This is a genomic window from Haloparvum sedimenti, assembly GCF_001462205.1.
Lineage (GTDB): Archaea > Halobacteriota > Halobacteria > Halobacteriales > Haloferacaceae > Haloparvum > Haloparvum sedimenti.
Genome location: NZ_LKIR01000143.1, coordinates 38,313 through 57,457, shown reverse-complemented (window position 1 = coordinate 57,457; position 19,145 = coordinate 38,313). Strand labels below are relative to the sequence as shown.

At 70.7% G+C, this 19,145-nt stretch carries 19 protein-coding genes and 1 tRNA gene; 11 read left to right on the top strand and 9 right to left on the bottom strand.

The window, feature by feature from the left end; all coding sequences use genetic code 11:
- Positions 1 to 22: 22 nt before the first annotated feature.
- A complete protein-coding gene (locus AN233_RS15715) occupies positions 23 to 679 on the bottom strand; it encodes a DUF7119 family protein (protein WP_058367702.1) in 657 nt (218 codons plus the stop codon).
- Positions 680 to 827: 148 nt separating this feature from the next.
- Here AN233_RS15715 and AN233_RS15710 point away from each other — a divergent pair, with 148 nt between their 5' ends.
- The 3 genes from AN233_RS15710 to prs all read left to right on the top strand — a co-directional run bounded on the left by AN233_RS15710 (position 828) and on the right by prs (position 3,087).
- Positions 828 to 1,808, top strand: coding sequence for an HVO_0234 family beta-propeller protein (locus AN233_RS15710; protein WP_058367701.1), 981 nt, complete (start codon positions 828 to 830; stop codon positions 1,806 to 1,808).
- 102 nt (positions 1,809 to 1,910) lie between these two features.
- A tRNA-Gly gene (locus AN233_RS15705) sits at positions 1,911 to 1,981 on the top strand.
- A 257-nt stretch (positions 1,982 to 2,238) separates the two neighbouring features.
- Complete coding sequence (prs, locus tag AN233_RS15700; protein ID WP_058367700.1) at positions 2,239 to 3,087, top strand: ribose-phosphate diphosphokinase; 849 nt, start codon at positions 2,239 to 2,241, stop codon at positions 3,085 to 3,087.
- A gap of 45 nt (positions 3,088 to 3,132) precedes the next feature.
- Here prs and AN233_RS15695 read toward each other — a convergent pair whose 3' ends face one another.
- A complete protein-coding gene (locus AN233_RS15695; protein ID WP_058367699.1) occupies positions 3,133 to 3,387 on the bottom strand; it encodes a hypothetical protein in 255 nt (84 codons plus the stop codon).
- Between the two features lie 94 nt (positions 3,388 to 3,481).
- On the opposite strand from AN233_RS15695, the gene AN233_RS15690 reads away from it, so the two are divergent.
- The gene (locus tag AN233_RS15690) at positions 3,482 to 3,709 is read left to right on the top strand and encodes a DUF7860 family protein (RefSeq protein ID WP_058367698.1); all 228 of its coding nucleotides are present in this window, start codon (positions 3,482 to 3,484) and stop codon (positions 3,707 to 3,709) included.
- A 637-nt stretch (positions 3,710 to 4,346) separates the two neighbouring features.
- Here AN233_RS15690 and AN233_RS15685 read toward each other — a convergent pair.
- Complete coding sequence (locus AN233_RS15685; protein ID WP_058367697.1) at positions 4,347 to 5,285, bottom strand: alpha/beta hydrolase; 939 nt, start codon at positions 5,283 to 5,285, stop codon at positions 4,347 to 4,349.
- Entirely contained in the window at positions 5,282 to 5,740 is a 459-nt protein-coding gene (locus AN233_RS15680; RefSeq protein WP_058367696.1) for a hypothetical protein, read from the bottom strand. Before AN233_RS15680 ends, AN233_RS15685 begins: the two co-directional genes overlap by 4 nt.
- Positions 5,741 to 6,047: 307 nt before the next feature.
- Between AN233_RS15680 and AN233_RS15675 the strand changes: the two genes are divergently transcribed.
- The 3 genes from AN233_RS15675 to AN233_RS17525 are packed head-to-tail and all read left to right on the top strand — an operon-like array spanning position 6,048 to position 8,035.
- Positions 6,048 to 6,971, top strand: coding sequence for an ArsR/SmtB family transcription factor (locus AN233_RS15675; protein ID WP_058367695.1), 924 nt, complete (start codon positions 6,048 to 6,050; stop codon positions 6,969 to 6,971).
- 24 nt (positions 6,972 to 6,995) lie between these two features.
- Entirely contained in the window at positions 6,996 to 7,874 is an 879-nt protein-coding gene (locus AN233_RS15670) for a winged helix-turn-helix domain-containing protein (protein ID WP_058367694.1), read from the top strand.
- The gene (locus AN233_RS17525) at positions 7,871 to 8,035 is read left to right on the top strand and encodes a hypothetical protein (RefSeq protein WP_176696708.1); all 165 of its coding nucleotides are present in this window, start codon (positions 7,871 to 7,873) and stop codon (positions 8,033 to 8,035) included. Before AN233_RS15670 ends, AN233_RS17525 begins: the two co-directional genes overlap by 4 nt.
- A 41-nt stretch (positions 8,036 to 8,076) precedes the next feature.
- Here the strand turns inward: AN233_RS17525 and AN233_RS15665 are convergent, their stop codons facing one another.
- Together AN233_RS15665 and AN233_RS15660 are read right to left on the bottom strand one after the other, a co-directional pair.
- The gene (locus AN233_RS15665; protein ID WP_058367693.1) at positions 8,077 to 9,210 is read right to left on the bottom strand and encodes an aminopeptidase; all 1,134 of its coding nucleotides are present in this window, start codon (positions 9,208 to 9,210) and stop codon (positions 8,077 to 8,079) included.
- 81 nt (positions 9,211 to 9,291) lie between these two features.
- A complete protein-coding gene (locus AN233_RS15660; protein ID WP_058367692.1) occupies positions 9,292 to 9,723 on the bottom strand; it encodes a universal stress protein in 432 nt (143 codons plus the stop codon).
- A 317-nt stretch (positions 9,724 to 10,040) separates the two neighbouring features.
- Between AN233_RS15660 and AN233_RS15655 the strand changes: the two genes are divergently transcribed.
- From AN233_RS15655 to AN233_RS15640, 4 genes are all read left to right on the top strand, one after another.
- On the top strand, positions 10,041 to 11,039 hold the full coding sequence (locus AN233_RS15655; RefSeq protein WP_058367691.1) for a PstS family phosphate ABC transporter substrate-binding protein: 999 nt from the start codon (positions 10,041 to 10,043) through the stop codon (positions 11,037 to 11,039).
- 102 nt (positions 11,040 to 11,141) lie between these two features.
- Positions 11,142 to 12,116, top strand: coding sequence for a phosphate ABC transporter permease subunit PstC (gene pstC, locus AN233_RS15650; RefSeq protein WP_058367690.1), 975 nt, complete (start codon positions 11,142 to 11,144; stop codon positions 12,114 to 12,116).
- On the top strand, positions 12,117 to 13,925 hold the full coding sequence (gene pstA, locus AN233_RS15645) for a phosphate ABC transporter permease PstA (RefSeq protein WP_058367689.1): 1,809 nt from the start codon (positions 12,117 to 12,119) through the stop codon (positions 13,923 to 13,925).
- Between the two features lie 126 nt (positions 13,926 to 14,051).
- Positions 14,052 to 14,966 carry a decarboxylating 6-phosphogluconate dehydrogenase gene (locus AN233_RS15640; protein WP_058367688.1) on the top strand — a complete coding sequence of 305 codons (915 nt, stop codon included), beginning with the start codon at positions 14,052 to 14,054 and terminating at the stop codon, positions 14,964 to 14,966.
- A gap of 100 nt (positions 14,967 to 15,066) precedes the next feature.
- Here the strand turns inward: AN233_RS15640 and AN233_RS15635 are convergent, their stop codons facing one another.
- From AN233_RS15635 to tgtA, 3 genes are all read right to left on the bottom strand, one after another.
- Positions 15,067 to 15,453: an HVO_A0114 family putative DNA-binding protein gene (locus AN233_RS15635; protein ID WP_058367687.1), complete on the bottom strand. Its 387-nt coding sequence runs from the start codon at positions 15,451 to 15,453 to the stop codon at positions 15,067 to 15,069.
- Between the two features lie 110 nt (positions 15,454 to 15,563).
- Positions 15,564 to 17,333 (bottom strand): archaeosine synthase subunit alpha, encoded by a 1,770-nt coding sequence (gene arcS / locus AN233_RS15630; protein WP_058367686.1) that lies wholly within the window; start codon positions 17,331 to 17,333, stop codon positions 15,564 to 15,566.
- Between the two features lie 47 nt (positions 17,334 to 17,380).
- Entirely contained in the window at positions 17,381 to 18,862 is a 1,482-nt protein-coding gene (gene tgtA / locus AN233_RS15625; protein WP_058367685.1) for a tRNA guanosine(15) transglycosylase TgtA, read from the bottom strand.
- Positions 18,863 to 19,145 lie beyond the last annotated feature (283 nt).

The window sequence follows — 19,145 nt, the reverse complement described above, 5'->3', positions numbered from 1 at the left end:
CCGGTATCCCGCTCCGGCTCCGCTACTCGGAGAAGTACTCGCGCAGCGCGTCGGCGACGACCGCGCCGGGCTCCTCGTTCCGCATGGAGGCGCGGCGCCGGAGTTCGACGTACTCCGCGATCGGCAGGTCCAGCGTCAGCCGACCGGGGACGACGCCCGCCTCGCGGAGCGCGTCCTCGGCGTCGGCGCCGTCGTTGACGGCGGAGGCGGCGGAGCGGATCTCCCGAACCGTAAGGTCGCCGTCCAGCACCGCCCACGCGAGCAGGTAGCGGTCGTCGCCGCCGACGCGCGCGATGTGCTTGGCGGCGGTTGGCGGGATGTGACCGCGGGCGACGTGTCGACGGATCGCCTGTGGGAGGTCGTGGACGCGCGCCCACTTGCGGATGAAGGAGACGGAGACGGCCTCGCCCGCGCGCTCGGCGGCCGCCTTGTACGACCCCTCGCCGCGGACCAGCGCCGCGCAGGCGGCCGCGCCCCGGAGCATCAGGACGTGGTCGTCGCCGCCGACGGCGCCCGCAGCGAACCGGGCGACGGTGTCGGCGGCCTCCGAGACGCTGTCGGGGTCGGTCGGGTCGAACCCCACCGCCTCGGCGGCACGCTCGCCCGTCACCTCGGGGTCGGCGCGGACGACCGGCTCGCCGACCGGGGAGTGCCGCTCCGACGGTGGCTCCTCGCTCATACCTCGACCTGCACGCCGGCCGGCAAAAGTCCCTCGCACGGGGGCAAGTACTGGCCCTTGCGCGGACGGACCCGCGCGAGGGACCGACCTCTCCGCGCTCCCGTCGCCGACCGACACCTTCTCGGCCGGCGCCGCCCCACTGCCGACGATGCCCGCCGAGGACGACATCTCGCTGGCCGAGAAGCGCGTGTACGCCGGGTCGGCCGGCCGGACCGACGTCTACCTCGCGTCAGGGATGGGGCTCGTCCGGGTCGCCGTCTCCGCCGACAAGATCGGCGAGTTCGGGATCGCCGAGCGCGCGGACGCGCGGGACGTGGCGGTCGCCGGCGGTCCCGCGAAGGCGGACGCCGACGCGAACGAGCGACCCCGGAGACGCCTCGCGCTCGCGACGGCGGAGGACCTGCTGGTCGCACGACTCCCGTCGAGCGCGGAGGCCCCCGACGCACCCGCGAGGAGCCGCGCCGACGCCTCCCTCGAGTTCACGTCGACGGGGCTCGGTCCGACGGCCGCGGTCGGCGTCCACGACGGGGCGTTCGTCGCGGCGACCGCGGACGGCGATGTCCGCCGAGTCGACCCCGAAGCAGCGGTCGGGACCGAGGCGGACCACGTCGCGGAGACCGCCGCCGGGACGAGGCTCGGACGCGTCGAGGAGCCGACCGCGGTCGACGGCCCCCTCGTCGCCGCGGCGGACGGCGTCCACCGCGTCGTGGGCGACACGCTGGAGCGCGTCGGCCTCTCGAAGGTCCGGGACGTGGCCGGGACGGGCGTCCCGCTCGCGGCGACGGCGACGGGGCTCTACTGGCTCGGTAACGGCTGGATGGACGCGCTCGACGGGGGGTTCCGGGCGGTCGCGGCCGACGGCGATGGCCACGCGCTCGCGGTCGACGACGGCGGGGATCTCTCGATTCACCGGGGCCGGCGCGGGGAATTCTCGACCGACGAGTGGGACGCCGCGTCGCTGCCGGTCGCCGACCCGGTCGCGGCGGTCGGCTACGGTCCCGGGCTGGCGCTCGCGGCGACCGACGCCGGGACGCTCTGCGTCGACGCCGGGGACGGCTGGCGCCACCGCACCGTCGGCGTCCGCGAGGTCCGCGGGCTCACGGCGGTTCCGGCTGCTGACGGTCGTTGAGTCGTCGTCCCGGTGATCGAAACGGACTGGCGGTCCCCCACGCCGTCGTCCGAATGTGACAGGTTTAAGTAGAACACCGACCCACGTACAGGTACAGGAAGCGCACCGGTAGTGTAGTGGTATCACGCAACCTTGCCATGGTTGCAACCCGAGTTCAAATCTCGGCCGGTGCATTTTTCGAACGACGTGAGAAAAATCTCCCAGAGAGATTTGAATCCTGAAAGTCGCATGCCCGGACCCGTCCGGCGAGCGGAGCGCCGGCCGCGGCCGGCGCCGCGAGGCGCAACGGAACGCCCGGACCGTCTTTCTCCGGTTCAAATCTCGGCCGGTGCGTTCTCCAGTTCTCGACTGCCGAGCCGCGGCGATCGGTGGTCGCGGCGGTCGCGCGAGTAAGGAAACCGGTTTAAGCGCGTCCGCGGAACCGGTAGCCATGATCGTACCCGGGTCGAGCGCCCAGACGCTCGCGGCCGCGCTGGCCGCGGAGACGGGACGCTCGCTCGTGACGCCGACCTACGAGCGGTTTCCGGACGGGGAGGGGCTCGCGTCGGTCCCGGAGTTCGCCGGAGACGCCGCGGTCGTCGTCGCCAGCACCGACAGCGACGAGGCGTGGGTGGAACTGCTCCAGCTGCAGGACGCGGTCCGCGAGGCGGGGGCGACGGACGTGACCACCGTCGTCCCGTACATGGGCTACGCCCGGCAGGACCAGGCGTTCAAGCGCGGGCAGCCCGTGTCGGCCCGCGCGATGGCGCGCGCGGTCGCGACCGGGACCGACCGCGTCGTCCTCGTGAACCCCCACGAGCCGAGCGTCGCCGACTACTACGACGTGCCGACGACCGTCGTCGACGCCGCGGGCGTCCTCGCGGCGCCGCTCCCCGACCTCGATGACCCGCTCTTTCTGGCGCCCGACGAGGGTGCGACCGACATCGCGGAGACCGTCCGCGACGCCCACGGCGCCGGCGAGACGGACTTCTTCGAGAAGCACCGCGACCGCGACACCGGCGAGATCGAGATCTCCCCGTCGGACGCGCCGGTCGCGGACCGGGACGTGGTCGTCGTCGACGACATCGTCGCCACCGGGTCGACGATGAGCGAGGCGGTCGAGGTGCTCGTCGAGCGCGGCGCCGCCCGCGTGCTCGCCGCCTGCGTCCACCCAATGCTCGCGAGCAATGCGGTCACGAAGCTCCGACGCGCGGGCGTCGAGCGCGTGATCGGCACCGACACGCTCGAGCGCGCCTGCTCCGCGGTGTCGGTCGCGCCGGTCGTCGCGAAAGAGCTGTAGTCGAAAGTTCGCGCAGCGGTCGTCTATCGCGCCGTTTTCGAGCGTCTACTCCGCCGAACTCGTCAGCAGTCGCTTCGCCCGGGGGACGAGCGTCTCGTAGCCGAGCATCCAGCCCCCGCCGTAGAGGAGCACGGCGCCCATGCCGAGCATCCACGCACCGACGACCACGTCGCCGGCCGACAGCGCGGCGATCCCGAGCTGTTCGAGGTAGACGCCGACCGACGAGAGCGCCCCCGTCCCGAGCACCAGCGCGAGGAGTTCGACGAGTTCGGTCGCGAACTCCGCAAGCGGCTTTTCCATGACCGTCTCCGGGGGAGCGGTGCTTGTCAACCTTTCGAGTAGGTCGTGAGCCGGACCGAAACGAATTTTTGAGGCGAACGGTTCGGTCGCGACCATGCCCGGCAGATACGGCGACGCGGACTACGGACGCATGACGAAGGGCGGCGCGCTGCTCGGCGGCGCGCTGTTCGTGGCCGGCACGCTCGCGGAGTACGGCCTCCACGCGACCGGCGGCGCGACGGAGACGCTGAACACCGTGTTCCTGACCATGGAGTTCCTCGGCCCGGTGATCGCGCTGATCTCGGTGGTCGTCTTCGGGATCGTGATGCCGCTGACCGAGTGAGGCGGCCGCGCCACGAGCGGGCGGGATAGCGGACCCGCATCGGAAGTCGTTGCCGGACCGAGAGATCGGCGGCCACGGCCGTCCGCAGTGATCGCGGCGGTGGCGCGCGCCGCGGCGACCCTGTGTCGCCGCGACCGCGCGAGGTCGCCGGCGTCGCCGGGAGCGCGGTGCGGAGCGAACGGCGGCTCGGAAATCTCCGATTTCCGGCGCGCGACTGCACGCCGGCTGCTCGAAAATCTCCGATTTTCGGTGGAGGGCGCGGGCCGGCCGCGATGCGGTGTCTCCAGCGCGCTACTGCACGCTGGAGGCCAGCGGGACGCGGTTTGTCCCGCGCTGCGGTTCCGCGCCCGGCCCGCGGCCGAGGCTGGGGAGGGACGAGGCTGCTGTGCGGTCGCGGGGCTGTGCGGTCGCGGGGCTGTGCGGTCGCGGGGCTGTGGGTAGGACTGGACGGGGCAGCCGGCTGGGTTTTCGAGGTGGTGCTGGTCCAAGCAGCAGGCTGCAACAAAAAAGAAAACTCAGAAACATCGTACAGAGTGCCGGCTGGGGACCTCTGGACGTTGCCGTCCCGATCACCAGGTTCTGCAACCGAGACAGAAAGCGCGTCGGACCTCGCCCGACGAGCGGCTCACCCAACCGATCAGTGCTCGAGCGCATCACGGAGAAACGCCAGCTGATGACCGATCGCGGGCTCGAAGTCGACCGCGTACGGCGACCAGTGGTCGGCGGGCATGCGGACGAGCGTGGCGTTCGGGAGGGCGTCGGCGGCGCGCTCGGCCTCGCTTGCGGGGGCCTGCGCGTCGTCGGTTCCCGCGAGCAGCAGCGCGGGAACCCGCACTCCGTCGAGCGCGTCGCCGACGCCGAAGCGGGCGAGCGCGAGCAGCGACCGGGCGGGCGTGGCGTTCCGCCAGTCCGACTCGCGGTCGACTAAGTCGAGGTACGCGCGCTTCGCGCCCGGACCGGTCACGACGGCGTTCGCCTCCGGGTCGCCGACGATCGGGACCTCGACGCCCGCGCCCGCCCAGCCGCCGACGCGGTCGCGGACGCCCGCCGCCACCGCGCGGAGAAACTGTTTCGTCCCGCGGTTCCGCCGGAGGAAGGCGCGTCCGTCGAGGATCGGCGTGACCGCCATCGCCGCGTCCACGTCGGTGCGCTCGCCCGCGAGCCGGAACGCGTTGGCCGCACCGAGTCCCGCGCCCCAGAGGACCGTCTCACGCCCGACGGCGTCGACGCGCTGTGCACGGTCCGCCGCGGCGGCGAGGTCGGCGCGCTGGCGGGCGGGCGCGATCCGGCGGTCGGTCCCGTCGCTCCCGCCGAACCCGCGGTAGTCGAAGGTGAACGCGGCGTAGCCCGCGGCCGCCAGCCGCTCCGCGACCGCCGGGAGCCCGGCGGTGCGCTCGGCACCCACGTCCGGCGCGAGCACGACGAGCGGGGGCTCGTCGGTCGAGGCGGGGAGGTGGAGGACACCGCGGCAGGTGGCGCCACCGCTCTCGAACGCGAGCCGTCGCGTCGCGTACCGCTCGCGGGCGGGGCGGTCGAGGGCCCGCTGTGCGCGGTTGATCGGGTCGCGGCGGGTCACGCGCCGCCCTCCGCGTCGGGGCCGTCGGCGTCGGGGCCGTTGGCGTCGGGGCCGTCGGCGTCGGGGCCGTTGGCGTCGGGGCCGTTGGCGTCGGGGTCGTCCGCGTTCGATATCGTCTCGACGACGCGCACCGAGAACTCCGTCTCGGTGATCTCGTCCGCGAGCAGCGCGCGGAACCACTCCGGCTCCGCGTGCCACGTTCCGAGCACGTCGCCCGGCGAACGGACGACGGTCGCCTCGACGCGCGTCGGCGCCCACGCGCCGCCCGCCGCCAGGTCAAGCAGGGCGTTGCAGGCGCGGCCCACCTCGCGGCGGTGGACCTCGTTGGCGGGAAACGCCGTCAGGTAGGTAACCGTCAGCGGGTCCCGCGAGTCGACGGACTCGACGCTGACGCCGTGGCTCCGGAGCTCGTCCGCAACGGGCGGCCGCTCGCCGTCGTGCTCGTCCGCGGTCATGCTCGAAGTGGCGGGCGCCGACGGTAAATTGCTACCGCTCGCGGGCGTGACGGCGCGGCGCCGCCGACCGGCGCAGTCGCTCGGCGGGACAGAAATGCCGCGGGCGGGGACTCGCCCGAGGGGCGAGTCGGGATGTCAGAGGCACACGATTCGGTACCCGCGCGGCGTATCCTGCTTTCGAAGCCGGGATTATAACCTCTCGGTGAAACTCCCTTCACTTCGTGTTTCGGGCCAGACAAGTTTTCCCGGCTCCGTGACCCAGATCCACACGGTACGTTTTTCCGTTTCGGCTGACAGTATCTGGAAGATGACCACCGAGCCTCCGGTGGACGCGGTCTCGGACGCCTTCGCCGTGTTGAGCGACGAGACTCGGCTGGACGTGATCCGGGTGCTGGGCGACGCCGGGGGGACGGGTTCGTTCGACGCGCTTCCCTTCTCGGAGCTCCGCGACCGGGTCGGCGTCGACGACAGCGGCCGGTTCAGCTACCATCTCGACAGGCTCGTCGGGCGGTTCGTCGAGCGGACCGACCGCGGCTACCGCCTCCGAGTCCCCGGGATCCAGGTGTATCAGGCGATACAGGCGGGCGTCTACGCGGACCACGAGGACATCGGCCCGCTGGAGACCGACATCCCCTGTCCGGAGGAGTGCGGCGCCGACTGCGTCTGTCGCTACGAGGACTTCCGGTTCCACCTCGAGTGTGCCGACTGCGAGGCGTTCCGCGTGCGCTACCCCGTCGACCCGCACTCGTTCGGCGACGACCTGCCCGCGGACCTCCTGCGGGCGGCCGACCGCCGACTCAAGCGCGACACCTTCTCGATGGAACTGGGCTTTTGCCCCTACTGTGCCGGCCCCGTCGACATCGAGTACCGCGGTCAACGCCGCCGGCTTCGGGAGCCGACGGAGGCGGGGAACCCCGTGGCCAGCCGCCGGACCTGTCGGCGCTGCCACTGGTTCATCGACTTCCGCACCTCCGTGGTGGCGCTGATCAAGCCGGCCGTCGCGGGCGAGTTCGCGGCCGCGGGCGTCGACACCTTCGCGGTGCCGCAGTGGAGCGGCGCCTACGAGTGGGAGGAGACGGTGCTCTCGGAGGACCCGCTCCGCGTGGAGCTGACGATGACCGTCGAGGGCGTCACCCGCATCGTGGCGTTCGACGGCGAACTCGACGTGCTGGCGGTGCAGCATCCGGACGAGCCGGTCGAGAACGACATCCTCCGCGGTCGTCAGTCATAACTTTCGTGACACCAAGAACGAACCATGACCGACGACCCCCCGGCGACGCCATCCGAGCGGTTCGCGTCGCTGGCCCACGAGACGCGCCTCGCCATCGTGCGCGAGCTCGGGGGGCCCGCCGAGGACGGGGACGGCTACGTGACGGTGCCGTTCTCCGCGCTTCAGGACCGGGTGGGCGTCGAGGACAACGGGCGGTTCGCCTACCACCTCGGGAAGCTCCGGGGCACGTTCGTCGAGCGGACCGAGGAGGGGTATCACCTGACGCGACCGGGGATCGACATCTATCAGGCCATTCTCGCGGGCGCGTACAGCGTCCGCGAGGACCTCGGTCCGTTCGACACCGACTTTTCCTGTCTGGGCGACGACTGCGAGGGCACGCTGCGGTGTGAGTACGCGGACGACCGCTTCCGCCTCTGGTGTGGCGGCTGCGAGGAAGTGCTCGTCCACTACGTGCTGGTCGCGGGATGCTTCGGCGAGGACCTCCCCGCGAACCTGCTTGAAACCGCAAGCAAGCGGATCAAACGGGACATGCTGTCGCTCCACCAGGGCTACTGTCCCTACTGTGCCGGCTCCGTCGAGTTCCGAGCGCTCGGTCCGACTCGGAGCTTTCGGTGGTCCGAGTCCACGGACGTGTTCCGCCACGACTGCACGCGGTGTCACTGGTGGATGCGGACGCGAGCGTCCCGCGCCGCGCTGGTGCTCCCGCGGGTAGTCGCGGCGTTCGCGAGCGAGGGCGTCGACCTGTTCGAATGGCCTCACTGGGACGCCCGCGTCGACCGCGAGGAGGTGGTGCTGAGTCGGGACCCGCTGAAGATCAACGTTCGGATCCGCGTGGAGGGCGTCACGCGCGACGTGGTCCTCGGCCCCGAACTCGAGGTCGAGTCGATCGAGGTGCCGGCGTGACGCTGGTTCGCCCACACGACTGCGTCCGCTGCGGTGTGACGATTCAGCCCGGCGAGGAGTTCGGCGCGGTCGACGTGCTCGATCCCGACGGCGACCTCGAAGTGCTTCTGTGTCCCGACTGTGCGGCCGCACTCAGACGCTTTCTGGACGGTGGCAGCTGACCCGTTCTGACCCGTGTCCTGATCGCGGCTCGGCGCTCGCGTCACACGGTGCGTCGCGATCCCTCTCCTCCGAACCCGTCCTCCCACCGGAACGTGCCGTTCCGCTGGACGATCTCGCCGTCGACCGCGATGAACGAGTCCTCGCTCACGTCCGCGATCATGTCGACGTGGACCGCGGAGTCGTTGCCCGACTCACCCGCGGGTAGGCAGGCGTCGTAGGCGCGGCCGACCGCGAGGTGGACGGTGTCGCCCATCTTCTCGTCGAAGAGGATCGAGTCCGTGAACCGGTCGATGCCGCGGTTCATCCCGATGCCGAGCTCGCCGAGGCGTCGCGCGCCCGCGTCGGTGTCGAGGATGGCCGCGAGTTCGTCCTCGCCGGTCTCGGCCGCGAAGTCGACCACTTCGCCGTCCGCGAAGTCGAGGCGGACGTTCCGGACGCGCGTCGCGTTGATCGTCATCGGCACGTCGAAGAACGCCTGCCCCTCCGTGGCGTACGGCGCGGTGAACACCTCGCCGGAGGGGAGGTTGTGGGAGTCGTACGCGACCGACGCCGCGGAGTTGACCGCGGTGCGGCCGGCGATCGACATCGTCACGTCCGTCTTCGGGCGGTCGTCGCGGTCGACGACGATCCGGACCTCCTCGCCGTCGTCGAGGACCTCCTTCATGTTCGCCATCTCGTCGGCCAGTGCTTCCCAGTCGCGGAGGACGGCGTCGTAGACGAAGTCCTGATACTCCTCGTAGGACATGCCGGCCTGCTGGGCGAGGCTCCGAGTCGGGTGGATCGTCGAGACCCAGTCGGTGTCCATCCGGGCCTCGCGGACGCCCTGCCGGGCGGTCCGATAGGCGCGGCGCGTCTCGCTCGGTACGTCCGCGGTCGCGGTCGTGTTCCTGCCGCCGCCGATCCGGAGTACCGAATCCGCCTGCTCGTACAGCGCGAGCTCGTGGTCCGGATCGTCGTCGAACTCGCCGTCGTGCCCGCGGAGGTACGCCCGCGTCACCTCGTCGGAGCCGTAGGTGGGAACGACGTTGGCCCCGCGCTCGCCCAGTTTCTCCGCGACCGCGACGCCGAGCTCGTGGGCGTCCTCGGCCACGTCCAGCACCACGTCGTCGCCCGTCTCGACCCGCGCGCTCCAGTCGACCAGCACTCTCGCGTGCTCGCGTACGCGTTCGTCCATGGCACCCGGTGGACGCGCCCGGGACCTAAATCCCGCCGGACCGCTGCCGATTGGGGGCTCCGGCTGGGAGGCCCGACGGCACTACTTGACGAGCGTGGTGGGCGCGTCCGTCCGGCGCGCGACCTGCTCCGCGACGCTGCCGATGAGGTGCCGGGAGAGGCCGGCTCGCGCGTGCGTCCCCATCACGATCTGGTCGACGTTGCGCTCCGCCGCGTACTCGACGAGCCGGTCGCCCGGATCGCCGACGAGCAGCGTCGCGCTGGCGTCCACGTCGCGGTCGGCGAGGACCTCTCGAACGGTCGCGAACACCGACTGCGCGAGCTCGTCGCCGGCTCCCTCGAGTCCGTCGAGGGATGCCCGCTCGACCTCTTCCATGTCGTAGTTCATGTCGTACTCCACGTCGGCCACGTGGACCGCTTCGAGGTCGGCGTCCGCGAACACCTCGGCGGCGTACGCGACCGCCGACTCCGCGAGCGGCGAGTCGTCCACGGCGACCAGCACGGTCTCGATCATGGTGAACCGACGTGCGCCGGTCGTCTTAGTCCCGACGGCACCGCGTCGTGGTCGCGGCCGCGACCGCTGCCGAGAGCAATATATAGTCCGTCCGACCGGTCTCGTTCTTCCTGTCAAGTCTGGTCATACTTCGCGAATATTGTGTGGTGGAAATTATCAACACCATATTCGGGCTTCTACGGCGGCTTTTCGGCGGGTTTGGTGGGTTGCCTGCTCGAAACGGACGAATGTGAGTAAGCTATATACTGCTATATATTGGTCTGATTCGTCGGTAGAGGTCATAGCAGGGTTCATACGCAACACGGCGCTCCGTACAGATGATGCCCGAGAACACCGACGACACGAAGCGGACGTGGGGAACCCGGCGGAACTTCGTCGCGGCGGCCGGCGCGGCCGCGACCGTGGGACTTGCGGGCTGTACGACCGAAGAAGACGGCAACGGCGGCGACGGGCTTTCGGGCGACATCAACATTGCGGGCTCGAGCACCGTCTTCCCGCTGATGAGCGCCATCGCGGAGGACTTCGCGGCCGAGCACGACGGGGTCAGCGTCGACATCAGCTCGACCGGCTCCGGCGGCGGCTTCCAGAACCACTTCTGTGTCGGCGAGACCGACTTCAACAACGCGAGCCGCGAGATCGCCGAGGAGGAGGAGGAGCTGTGTGCCGACAACGGCGTCGAGTACATCGAACTGGTCGCGGCGACGGACGCGCTGACGGTCGTGGTCAACAACGAGGCGGACTTCGTCGACTGTCTGACCGTCGAGGAGCTCGCCCAGATATGGGAGTCCGACGCGGCCGAGACGTGGGACGAGGTCCGCGACGAGTTCCCGAACGAAGAGATCGAGCGCTACGGCGCGGCCGACACCTCCGGGACGTTCGACTACTTCGTCGAGAACGTGCAGGGCGAGGAGCGCGGCCACACCGACGATTATCAGGCGACCGAGCAGGACAACACCATCGTGCAGGGCGTGCAGGGCAGCGAGTACGCCATCGGTTACTTCGGCTTCTCGTACTACTACCAGAACCCGGATCAGGTGAAGGCGATCGGTATCGACAACGGCGACGGCTGCGTCGAGCCGAGCCTGGAGACGGCCTCCTCGGGCGAGTACCAGCCGCTCGCACGGAACCTCTACACCTACCCCTCCGTGGAGTCACTGGGGAACGAGCACGTCGCGGAGTTCGCGCGCTACTTCCTCGAGCAGACGACCAACGAGGAACTCGTCGCCGGCGACGTGGGCTACGTGCCGAGCACGCAGGAGACGAAGGAACAGCAGATGGAAAAGCTTGAGTCCGCCATCGAACAAGCGAACAACTGAGAGCCCCATGTGCCGACCGACGCACCGGCCGACGACGGACCCGGAGTCGACGCCGAGAACAGCCCCCTCGGGGCCCCGACCGCCCTCGCGGAGTGATCCGGCGTGAGCGGCGACGCGGACGCGCCGGACCTGTCCCGCGCCAGCGGCGCGACGCGGCTCCGTGAGAACGCCTACGGCGGCGTCTTCGCGGTGTGTGCGGTCGCCACGCTGTTGACGACGGTCGCGATCTTCGCGACGCTGCTGTCAGACGCCGTCGTGTTCTTCGCGGAGGTGCCGGTGGTCGACTTCCTCACCGGGTTCGACTGGACGCCGAACCCCCGCGGCGGCGAGCAGGCGTTCGGCCTCATCCCGCTGTTCGTCGGCACGCTGGTCGTGACGATCACGGCGGCGTTCGTCGCGATCCCCATCGGGACGCTGACCGCCATCTACCTCAGCGAGTACGCGACCCCGCGCGTGCGCTCGATCCTGAAGCCGCTGCTGGAGGTGCTCGCGGGCGTCCCGACGGTCGTCTACGGTTACTTCGCGCTCGTCTACGTCACGCCGGCGCTGAAGGCGACGATCTTCCCCGAGATCAGCACCTTCAACGCGCTGTCGGCGTCGCTGATGGTCGGCATCATGACGATCCCGATGGTCTCGTCGATCAGCGAGGACGCCATGAGCGCCGTCCCCGACGAGCTCAGACAGGCCGGCTACGGCCTCGGCGCGACGAAGTACGAGGTTTCGACCGGCATCGTCGTCCCCGCGTCCGTCTCCGGGATCGCCTCCTCGTACATCCTCGCGGTCTCGCGAGCCATCGGCGAGACGATGGTCGTCGTGGTCGCGATGGGTGCGCAGGCGAACCTCCCCGATGTCCGAGAGATCGCCGGCGGGATCCCCTACGTCCACCCCGCCGACGTGCTGCTGGAGCCGGGGATGACGATCACCGTCGCGATGGTCCAGATCGCGGGCGGGGACCTCGTCGGCGGCTCGCTCCCGTACCGCTCGATGTTCGCGCTCGGTCTCGCGCTGTTCGCACTCACGCTCACCATGAACGTCATCAGCGACAGGATCGCTAACCGCTACCGGGAGGAGTACTGAATGGCGACCGACGACGCGACGACCGCCGGCACGGCGGGCGACGCCGCGACCGACGACGGGGTCGACTTCGGCGAGGTGAGTCGGATCAAGGGGGTCCTGTTCGAGTACCTCTCGCTGGGGGCCTCCGTGGTCGGGCTCGTCGCGCTCGCGGTGCTTCTGGTGTACGTCTCGGTCGACGCGTTCGACCTGGCGAACGCCAGCCCGGCGTGGCTGCTGGTCTACTTCCTGACGCTCGTGCTCCCCTTCCTCGGCTTCTGTCTGTACGCGGCCGACGACCGCAAGCTGTCGCGAAACGCGGCGGTCACGCTGAGCGGCGGGCTCGTCGCGACGGCGGTCGCGTTCACCGCCTTCGAGGCGCTCGTCCGACCGATTCCCCGTCTCTCGTGGCAGGTCGCGTACCTGTTCGCGGTGGTGACGCCGGTTACGGCGTACGCGACGCTCGCCGCGAGCCGGAACCCGGTCGGCACGGTCGGGTTCGGCCTGATCAGTCGTGTCGTCGGCGGGGCCGCGCTCGGGGTCGTCGTCGGCGTCCTCTTTCTGGTGTTCGACGCCCGCCTCTACTTCCTCGCGTACACCCTCGGCGTCGTGCCGGGCGTCGGGCTGTACGCCGCGGGGCGACGCTACGACCGCCCCCGGCTCGAGGGCGCGGCGGTCCCGCTCGCGGCGCTCGGCGTCTTCGCCGCCGTGCTGGTGCGTTCCGTCGTCGACACCTACCCGACGGACTTCCCGCTGTACGTGTGGTCGATCGCGGTTCCGATCGCGGCCGTCGGAGCGTTGCTGGTCGCGCGGCGCGGCCGCCGCCGGGCCGCCGTCGCGGTGGGCGTCGTCCCCCTTCTGGCCGGCGTCGCCGCGGGCAGCGCCGGCTTCCTCGGCCTCGTCGGCGTCGATCCCGTCTACACGCTGCTCGTCACGGTCGCGGCCGGCGTACCGACGCTGGCGTTCCTCGACCGGCAGCTCGACGACGGGGAGGGTCTCTCGGGACTGGTCCTCCCGGCGGTCCTCGTCGGCGGCGCGCTCGTCGGCGCGTTCGTCGTCCAGACGTTCGGGATCGCCGCCCCCGACCCCTGGCTCGACCCGACGTACGTCACCGAGGCCCCCTCGCGGACGCCCGAGGAAGCCGGGCTCTACCCCGCAATCGTCGGCTCCATCATCCTCATCGCGCTCGTCGCGCTCATGTCGTTCGCGCTCGGCGTGGGGACCGCGGTGTTCCTCGAGGAGTACACCGCCGAGACCGGCGTCGTCGGCGTCCTGACGCGCGTGATCCAGGTCAACATCGCCAACCTCGCGGCGGTCCCCTCCGTCGTCTACGGCCTGCTCGGGCTGGGGCTGTTCGCGAACACGCTCGGGCTCGGGTACGGGACGGCGGTGACGGTGTCGCTCACGCTGTCGCTCCTGATCCTCCCGATCACCGTCATCTCCGCACAGGAGGCGATCCGCGCCGTGCCCGACGAGCTCCGACAGGGGTCGGACGCGATGGGCGCGACGCGGTGGCAGACGACGAAGAACGTCGTGCTGCCGGAGGCGCTGCCGGGCATCCTGACGGGGACCATCCTCGCGCTCGGGCGCGCCATCGGCGAGACCGCGCCGCTGATCATGGTCGGGGCCGCGACCACCGTGTTCAGCGCGCCGGACAGCCTGTTCAGCAAGTTCAGCGCGATGCCGATGCAGATCTACGCGTGGGCGAACTTTCCGCAGGCCGAGTTCCGGTACGGCGTCGTCGCGGCCGGCGTGGTGACGCTGCTCGTCGTCCTGCTGACGATGAACGCGACCGCGATCGTCGTCCGCAACCGCTACGAGCGGAGCGGATAAGCTCTTCGCGGAGCGATTTCTGTCGACGGAGTCGTCCCCCGCAAAGCGACCGCTCCGAGGACCCGAGCGGCGCGCCGTGTCTCCCGAACCGGAACCACTACCTCGGGCCACGCCGACCGCTCGCGTATGCACCTGGGCGTCATCGGACTCGGCCGCATGGGCCAGATCGTGGTGAACCGCTCGCTGGACGCCGGCCACGAGGTCGTCGCGTTCGACCTCTCCGCGGAGGCGACCGCGGAAGCGGCCGAGGCCGGCGCGGACCCGGCCGACTCGGTCGAGGATCTGTGTGACCGGCTGGACGAGGGGAGCGGCCCGGACGGCAAGCGCATCTGGCTGATGGTCCCCGCGGGCGACCCCGTAGACGGGACGCTCGCGGACCTGGATCCGCACCTCACGGACGCGGACGTGGTCGTCGACGGCGGCAACTCCCACTTCGAGGAATCGGTCCGCCGCGCCGAGGCGACCGACGCCGCCTACCTCGACTGCGGCACCTCCGGCGGCCCGGCCAGCGCCGAGGCGGGGTTCTCGCTGATGATCGGCGGCCCGGAGTGGGCCTACGAGGCCATGACGCCCGTCTTCGACGCGGTCGCGACCGGCCCGGACGGCCACGACCGCATGGGTGCGTCGGGCGCGGGCCACTACGTGAAGATGGTCCACAACGGCGTCGAGTACGCGCTGATGCAGGCGTACGGCGAGGGGTTCGAACTGCTCCACGACGGGCGCTACGACCTCGACATGGAGTCGGTCGCGCGGACGTGGAACAACGGCGCGGTCATCCGGTCGTGGCTCCTCGAGCTTTGCGAGGAGGCGTTCGCGGAGGAGGGCTCCGACCTCGGCGACGTGGCCGACCACGTCGCGGGCGGCTCCACCGGCACCTGGACCGTCGAGGAGGCGCTCGAACAGGAGGTCCCCGTGCCGCTCATCTATCAGGCGCTCGCGGAGCGCTTCGACTCGCGGAACGACGGCCGCTTCTCGCGCCGGCTCGCGAACCGCCTGCGGTACGGCTTCGGGCGGCACGAGGTGGCGCGGCAGGAACAGTAATCGACGACAGAGGGCCGAGTCTTTTGCGAAAGGCGTTCGCCACTCCGATTTTTCGGCTTCCTTCGAAACAGCTGACCACTATCCCGCGCCGCGGACGCGGTCAGACTATCGGTTCGACGACGACATGCTCGTGCTTGAGACGCGGCGCCTTCGACCGTCCGGCGTCCTCGTACTCGATCACGTCGATCCGGGCGAGTCGCTGCAGGTCGCGACTCACCACGCCCTTGTCGTAGCCCAACTGCTCGGCGAGCGCGCGCACCGACGCCGGGTTCTGCTCCTTCAGGTGGTCGAGAATCTCCAACCGGCGCTCGTGAAAGACGTCCGCGGCGCGTTCCCGCGCGAGCACGAGCGTATCCGGGAAGCCGTGCTGTGCGAGCGTCTCGGAGAACGCGGCGCGGAACTCCAGGCGGTCGTCGACGTCCGCGTCCGCCGCGTCGAACTCGTTTGGATCCGGAGCCGGGGCCGGTTCCTCGTCGAATGCGGGCATTGATCTCTCCTCGACTGTTGTTAATACTGCAACAGTCATAAACCTGAGGGACAGCGTTGCGGACGTTCTTAACCGATAGCGAGGACAGAAATCCGGTCGACTGCGCTCCCTTACTTCTCCTCGGAGTGCCGGATCTCGACCGCGATGCCGCGCGAGGAGTCGACCATCTCGGGGCCGCTCATGGCGGCGCGGCCGACCGCGAACGCCTTCGGGCCCTCGATCACGACCTCGTCGCCGGGCCTGATGTCGTCGCTCGCGTCGAGAACGCCGGGCGCGAGCACCGAGCCGCGGGGGACGAAGCCGTCGATCTCGACGCGCTTGGTGGGGGCGTCGCTCTCGACCCAGCGCTTCCCGCCCGCGAGCGTGAACGAGTGGACGCCGTACTGCGGGACCATGGTGGCCAGCTGGGTGCCGTCGTCGCCGACGCCGTCGGTCCACGACTGGATCTTGGGGTAGCGGCCGGTCGTCCGGAGGTCCTCGGGGAACAGCGCGTCGCCGGCGCCGTCGCCGAGCTGGTAGTCCGCCAGCGCGCGGACGGTGGCGTGCTCGCGCTCGCGCTTGCGGTAGGCGTCCTCGCCCTGCAGCGCGGCGTTGAGCTCGCCGAGCGACTCGTCCGTCGTGGGGTGGTCGACGCAGGTGTACTCGAAGGGGGTGTCCACTTCGGCGGCGACGCGCTCGCAGATCTCGCGGTAGCCGTCCTCCGGGACGTGCGCGATCACGCGCGGGTAGTCGTTGCGCTCGAGGTAGCGCCGGAGCACCTCCGCGACGAACTCGATCTCGTCGCCGGACCAGTCGCCCGTGACGACGCTGTCGTAGTGCTGGGCCGGGTAGGTGGTCTCCAGCTCCTGCGGCACGACGCCGATGGGCGAGGTCATGGAGGCGACGTGGCCGCGCCACTGGATGGCGTCGTGGAACTGGCGGTGGCTCTGGGAGTCGGAGTAGGGCTTCGTCGCCGAGCAGGGGACGAGGACGAGCGGGTGGTCCGTGAGCCGGCTGCGATAGCGGCTGGTGACGCGGTCCGCGAAGCGCTGGATCTCGACGCGGGAGAGGGTGTCCTCGGTCGCGGCCGTCAGCTCCGAATCGCGGATGAGCGGCGTCCGCTCCTCCAGGTACGCCCACTGGTCGTCCAGCCGGCGCATCGTCGCGGTGAGCCACTGGTCGTGGCGGGCCTGTCCCTCGACGTAGTCGCGGAGCCGCCCCTCGCGGATCCGGTGTCTGATCCGGCGCAGTTCGGCCTTCAGGGCGTTGACGTTGTGCGCGGCGCAGTCGGCGCGGTCGAACTCTTCGCGTGGCGTCGCGCAGGCCGGACAGGCACAGGGGAGTTCCTCGAGGTCTTCCAGGAAGTACTCGCCCTCGTCGGTGAGGTACATCCCCTCTAACCCCCTCGCGCGGGCCTTCGTCGCGTCCAGCAGGTCGACGCCCGCGTAGACGAGCGTCGCGGCGTTGCGCGGCGTGGCGACGCCTGACAGAAAGACGGCGGTGTCGGTGGGGAGCGTCTCGCGCACCTCGACGATCGCCTCGACGAACGCCGCGGCGTGGCCGACGAACCCCTCGGCGTCCGAGAGGAGGTAGGCGTCCGCGCCCACGTCGCGGGCGTCGTCCGCGGCCACGACCACGGCGCTGGGGTAGTCCACGTCCGGCCCGTCGACCCGGAACGACTCCTTGACTGGGTCGCGGGTGCCCGCGGGGAACGCGCGGTGCGGGAGGACGGTCAGCGCGTCGTCGTCGCCGTCGGGGACCTCCTGTTCGGCGGCCCAGAGGCTGCCCGCGTCCTCGAGGAAGGGGTCCGCGAGCGCCGGCGTCGTCACCGGGTCCGCGAGACGGAGCTCGCCCAGCCGGGCGGCGCCGTCGCGCTCGTGGACCTCGAAGTGGTCGGTCATACCCGTTCTCGACGGCGGACGGACAATTGCGTTGCGTTCGCGCTTCGCTATCGGTGCAACTCGGCGAGGTTCTCCAGCGTCACCGCATCCGGGACGGCCGCGAGCGCGCGCTCGTCCCAGTCGTCGTGCGCGAGCGTCACGTCGGTCCCGGGATTGGCGGCGGCGAGCCGCGCGACCCCCTCCGCGGCCGCGCGCTGGAGGTCCGGGTCCGAGCGCTCGGGCACGGTCGCGGTGAGGGGGTACGTCTCCGAGAGCGCGGCGGGCGCGGGCCCGAACGGCGGCCACACGCGCCACGCGTCGTCGAACTCGTGCTTCGAAGGCGCCTTCGACTGCGTGAGCAGCAGGCTGTCGGGGACGGGCAGGCGCTCGATCCGGTCGTGGTAGCGCGCGACCTCGGGCCGGCGGGCCGACTCCCGCGAGAGGTAGAAGAAGCTCCCCTTCGAGACGGGGTCGTGCGCCTCGACCTGCTCGGCGTGGTCCAGAAGCGTCCGGTAGCCGTCGAGCATCCGGGGGTGCCCGCGCGCCCGCCGCTCCACGAGTTCCATGAGGTTCCCGGACGCGATCGCCTGCTTGATCCGCCGCATCTCCTCGAAGGTGACGTGGAGGTTGTGCTCGGCGAGCAGGCGCTCCGTCTCCTCGTCCGGCGCGCCGCGCACGTCCGCGGGCGTGTGCTCGGCACAGACCGGACACGAGCAGGGGAAGTGGCGGAGGTCCTCCAGCTGCTCGGTGCCGGAGACGGTGAGGTACCGGCCGTCGCGGGCCATCAGCGCGTACGCCGCGGAGTCGAACAGGTCGCAGCCACAGGCGACCGCCAGCGCCAGCATCATCGGGTGGCCGGCGCCGAACAGGTGGACCGGCGCGGCGGGGCCGAGCCCGCGCTTCGCGCCCATGACCGCCTCGACCATCTCCGCGTAGCGGTAGCCGTTCATCATCGGCACGACCGCGCCGACCGGGAACACGTCCAGGTCGGTCGCGGCCGCGTGGTTGCCCGCCTCCTCGCGCAGGTCGGGATACGTCGACCCCTGCACGGGCGCGTTGACCAGCATCTCGCCGGTGTCGGCCGTCTCCGCTTCCGCGAGCGCGTCCTTCGTCTCCGCCAGATCCGAGACGGCGGTCTCGCGGTCGACGTCCGGCGGCGTCGGGATGTCCACCGGGGTGCCGATGTCGGAGCCGATGGCGCGCTGGAACTCGAGGATCTCCTCGGTCGTCACGTCGATGTCGCCGTACTCCGCCAGCTGGAAGGAGCCGGAGTCGGTCATGATCGCGCCGTCGAAGCCGAGCAGTTCGTGGAGCCCCTCCTCCAGCGCACGCTCGCGAACGCGGTCGGTGTTGTGAATGATGTAGGAGTTGGTGATGAGGATCTCCGCGCCGAACTCCTCGCGGAGCCGCCGCGGTTCGATCGTGAGCACGTTCGGATTGACGACGGGCAGGAGGGCGGGCGTCTCGACGGTCCGGTCCGCCCGCGGGACCTCCAGCCGGCCGAGCCGGGCCATCCCGTCGTGGTTCCGGATTTCGAACTGCTCGCGCATGGACGCAGTCGGTGAGGGGCGGCGGTAAGGATTGCGTTCGGGCGTGGACGGGGTTGGGGAGATCTCCGCCTCGGTTACTGGCTCTTTGGACGGCGAGTTTTCTGTGACTGCTGTCGATCCTGCTGTGCTGGTCCGCAACACCCAGAAAGCCCCAGCCGGCTCTCCGTACTACTGATCTGGTACTACCGTCGATCCTGCTGTTCGGGACAGCAACACCCAGAAAGCCCCAGCCGGCTCGACCGGCCGCGGCACGCGCTGCGCTCCTCGCTCTCCGCACAGCCCG

Coding starts and splice junctions, on each gene's coding strand:
- AN233_RS15670 (WP_058367694.1), top strand. CDS start 6,996: ATGACCGACGACCCCCCGGCGACGCCATCCGAGCGGTTCGCGTCGCTG.
- AN233_RS15660 (WP_058367692.1), bottom strand. CDS start 9,723: ATGATCGAGACCGTGCTGGTCGCCGTGGACGACTCGCCGCTCGCGGAG.
- AN233_RS15665 (WP_058367693.1), bottom strand. CDS start 9,210: ATGGACGAACGCGTACGCGAGCACGCGAGAGTGCTGGTCGACTGGAGC.
- AN233_RS15680 (WP_058367696.1), bottom strand. CDS start 5,740: ATGACCGCGGACGAGCACGACGGCGAGCGGCCGCCCGTTGCGGACGAG.
- AN233_RS15655 (WP_058367691.1), top strand. CDS start 10,041: ATGATGCCCGAGAACACCGACGACACGAAGCGGACGTGGGGAACCCGG.
- arcS (WP_058367686.1), bottom strand. CDS start 17,333: ATGACCGACCACTTCGAGGTCCACGAGCGCGACGGCGCCGCCCGGCTG.
- pstA (WP_058367689.1), top strand. CDS start 12,117: ATGGCGACCGACGACGCGACGACCGCCGGCACGGCGGGCGACGCCGCG.
- AN233_RS15695 (WP_058367699.1), bottom strand. CDS start 3,387: ATGGAAAAGCCGCTTGCGGAGTTCGCGACCGAACTCGTCGAACTCCTC.
- prs (WP_058367700.1), top strand. CDS start 2,239: ATGATCGTACCCGGGTCGAGCGCCCAGACGCTCGCGGCCGCGCTGGCC.
- AN233_RS15635 (WP_058367687.1), bottom strand. CDS start 15,453: ATGCCCGCATTCGACGAGGAACCGGCCCCGGCTCCGGATCCAAACGAG.
- AN233_RS15715 (WP_058367702.1), bottom strand. CDS start 679: ATGAGCGAGGAGCCACCGTCGGAGCGGCACTCCCCGGTCGGCGAGCCG.
- tgtA (WP_058367685.1), bottom strand. CDS start 18,862: ATGCGCGAGCAGTTCGAAATCCGGAACCACGACGGGATGGCCCGGCTC.
- AN233_RS15640 (WP_058367688.1), top strand. CDS start 14,052: ATGCACCTGGGCGTCATCGGACTCGGCCGCATGGGCCAGATCGTGGTG.
- AN233_RS15675 (WP_058367695.1), top strand. CDS start 6,048: ATGACCACCGAGCCTCCGGTGGACGCGGTCTCGGACGCCTTCGCCGTG.
- AN233_RS15690 (WP_058367698.1), top strand. CDS start 3,482: ATGCCCGGCAGATACGGCGACGCGGACTACGGACGCATGACGAAGGGC.
- AN233_RS15710 (WP_058367701.1), top strand. CDS start 828: ATGCCCGCCGAGGACGACATCTCGCTGGCCGAGAAGCGCGTGTACGCC.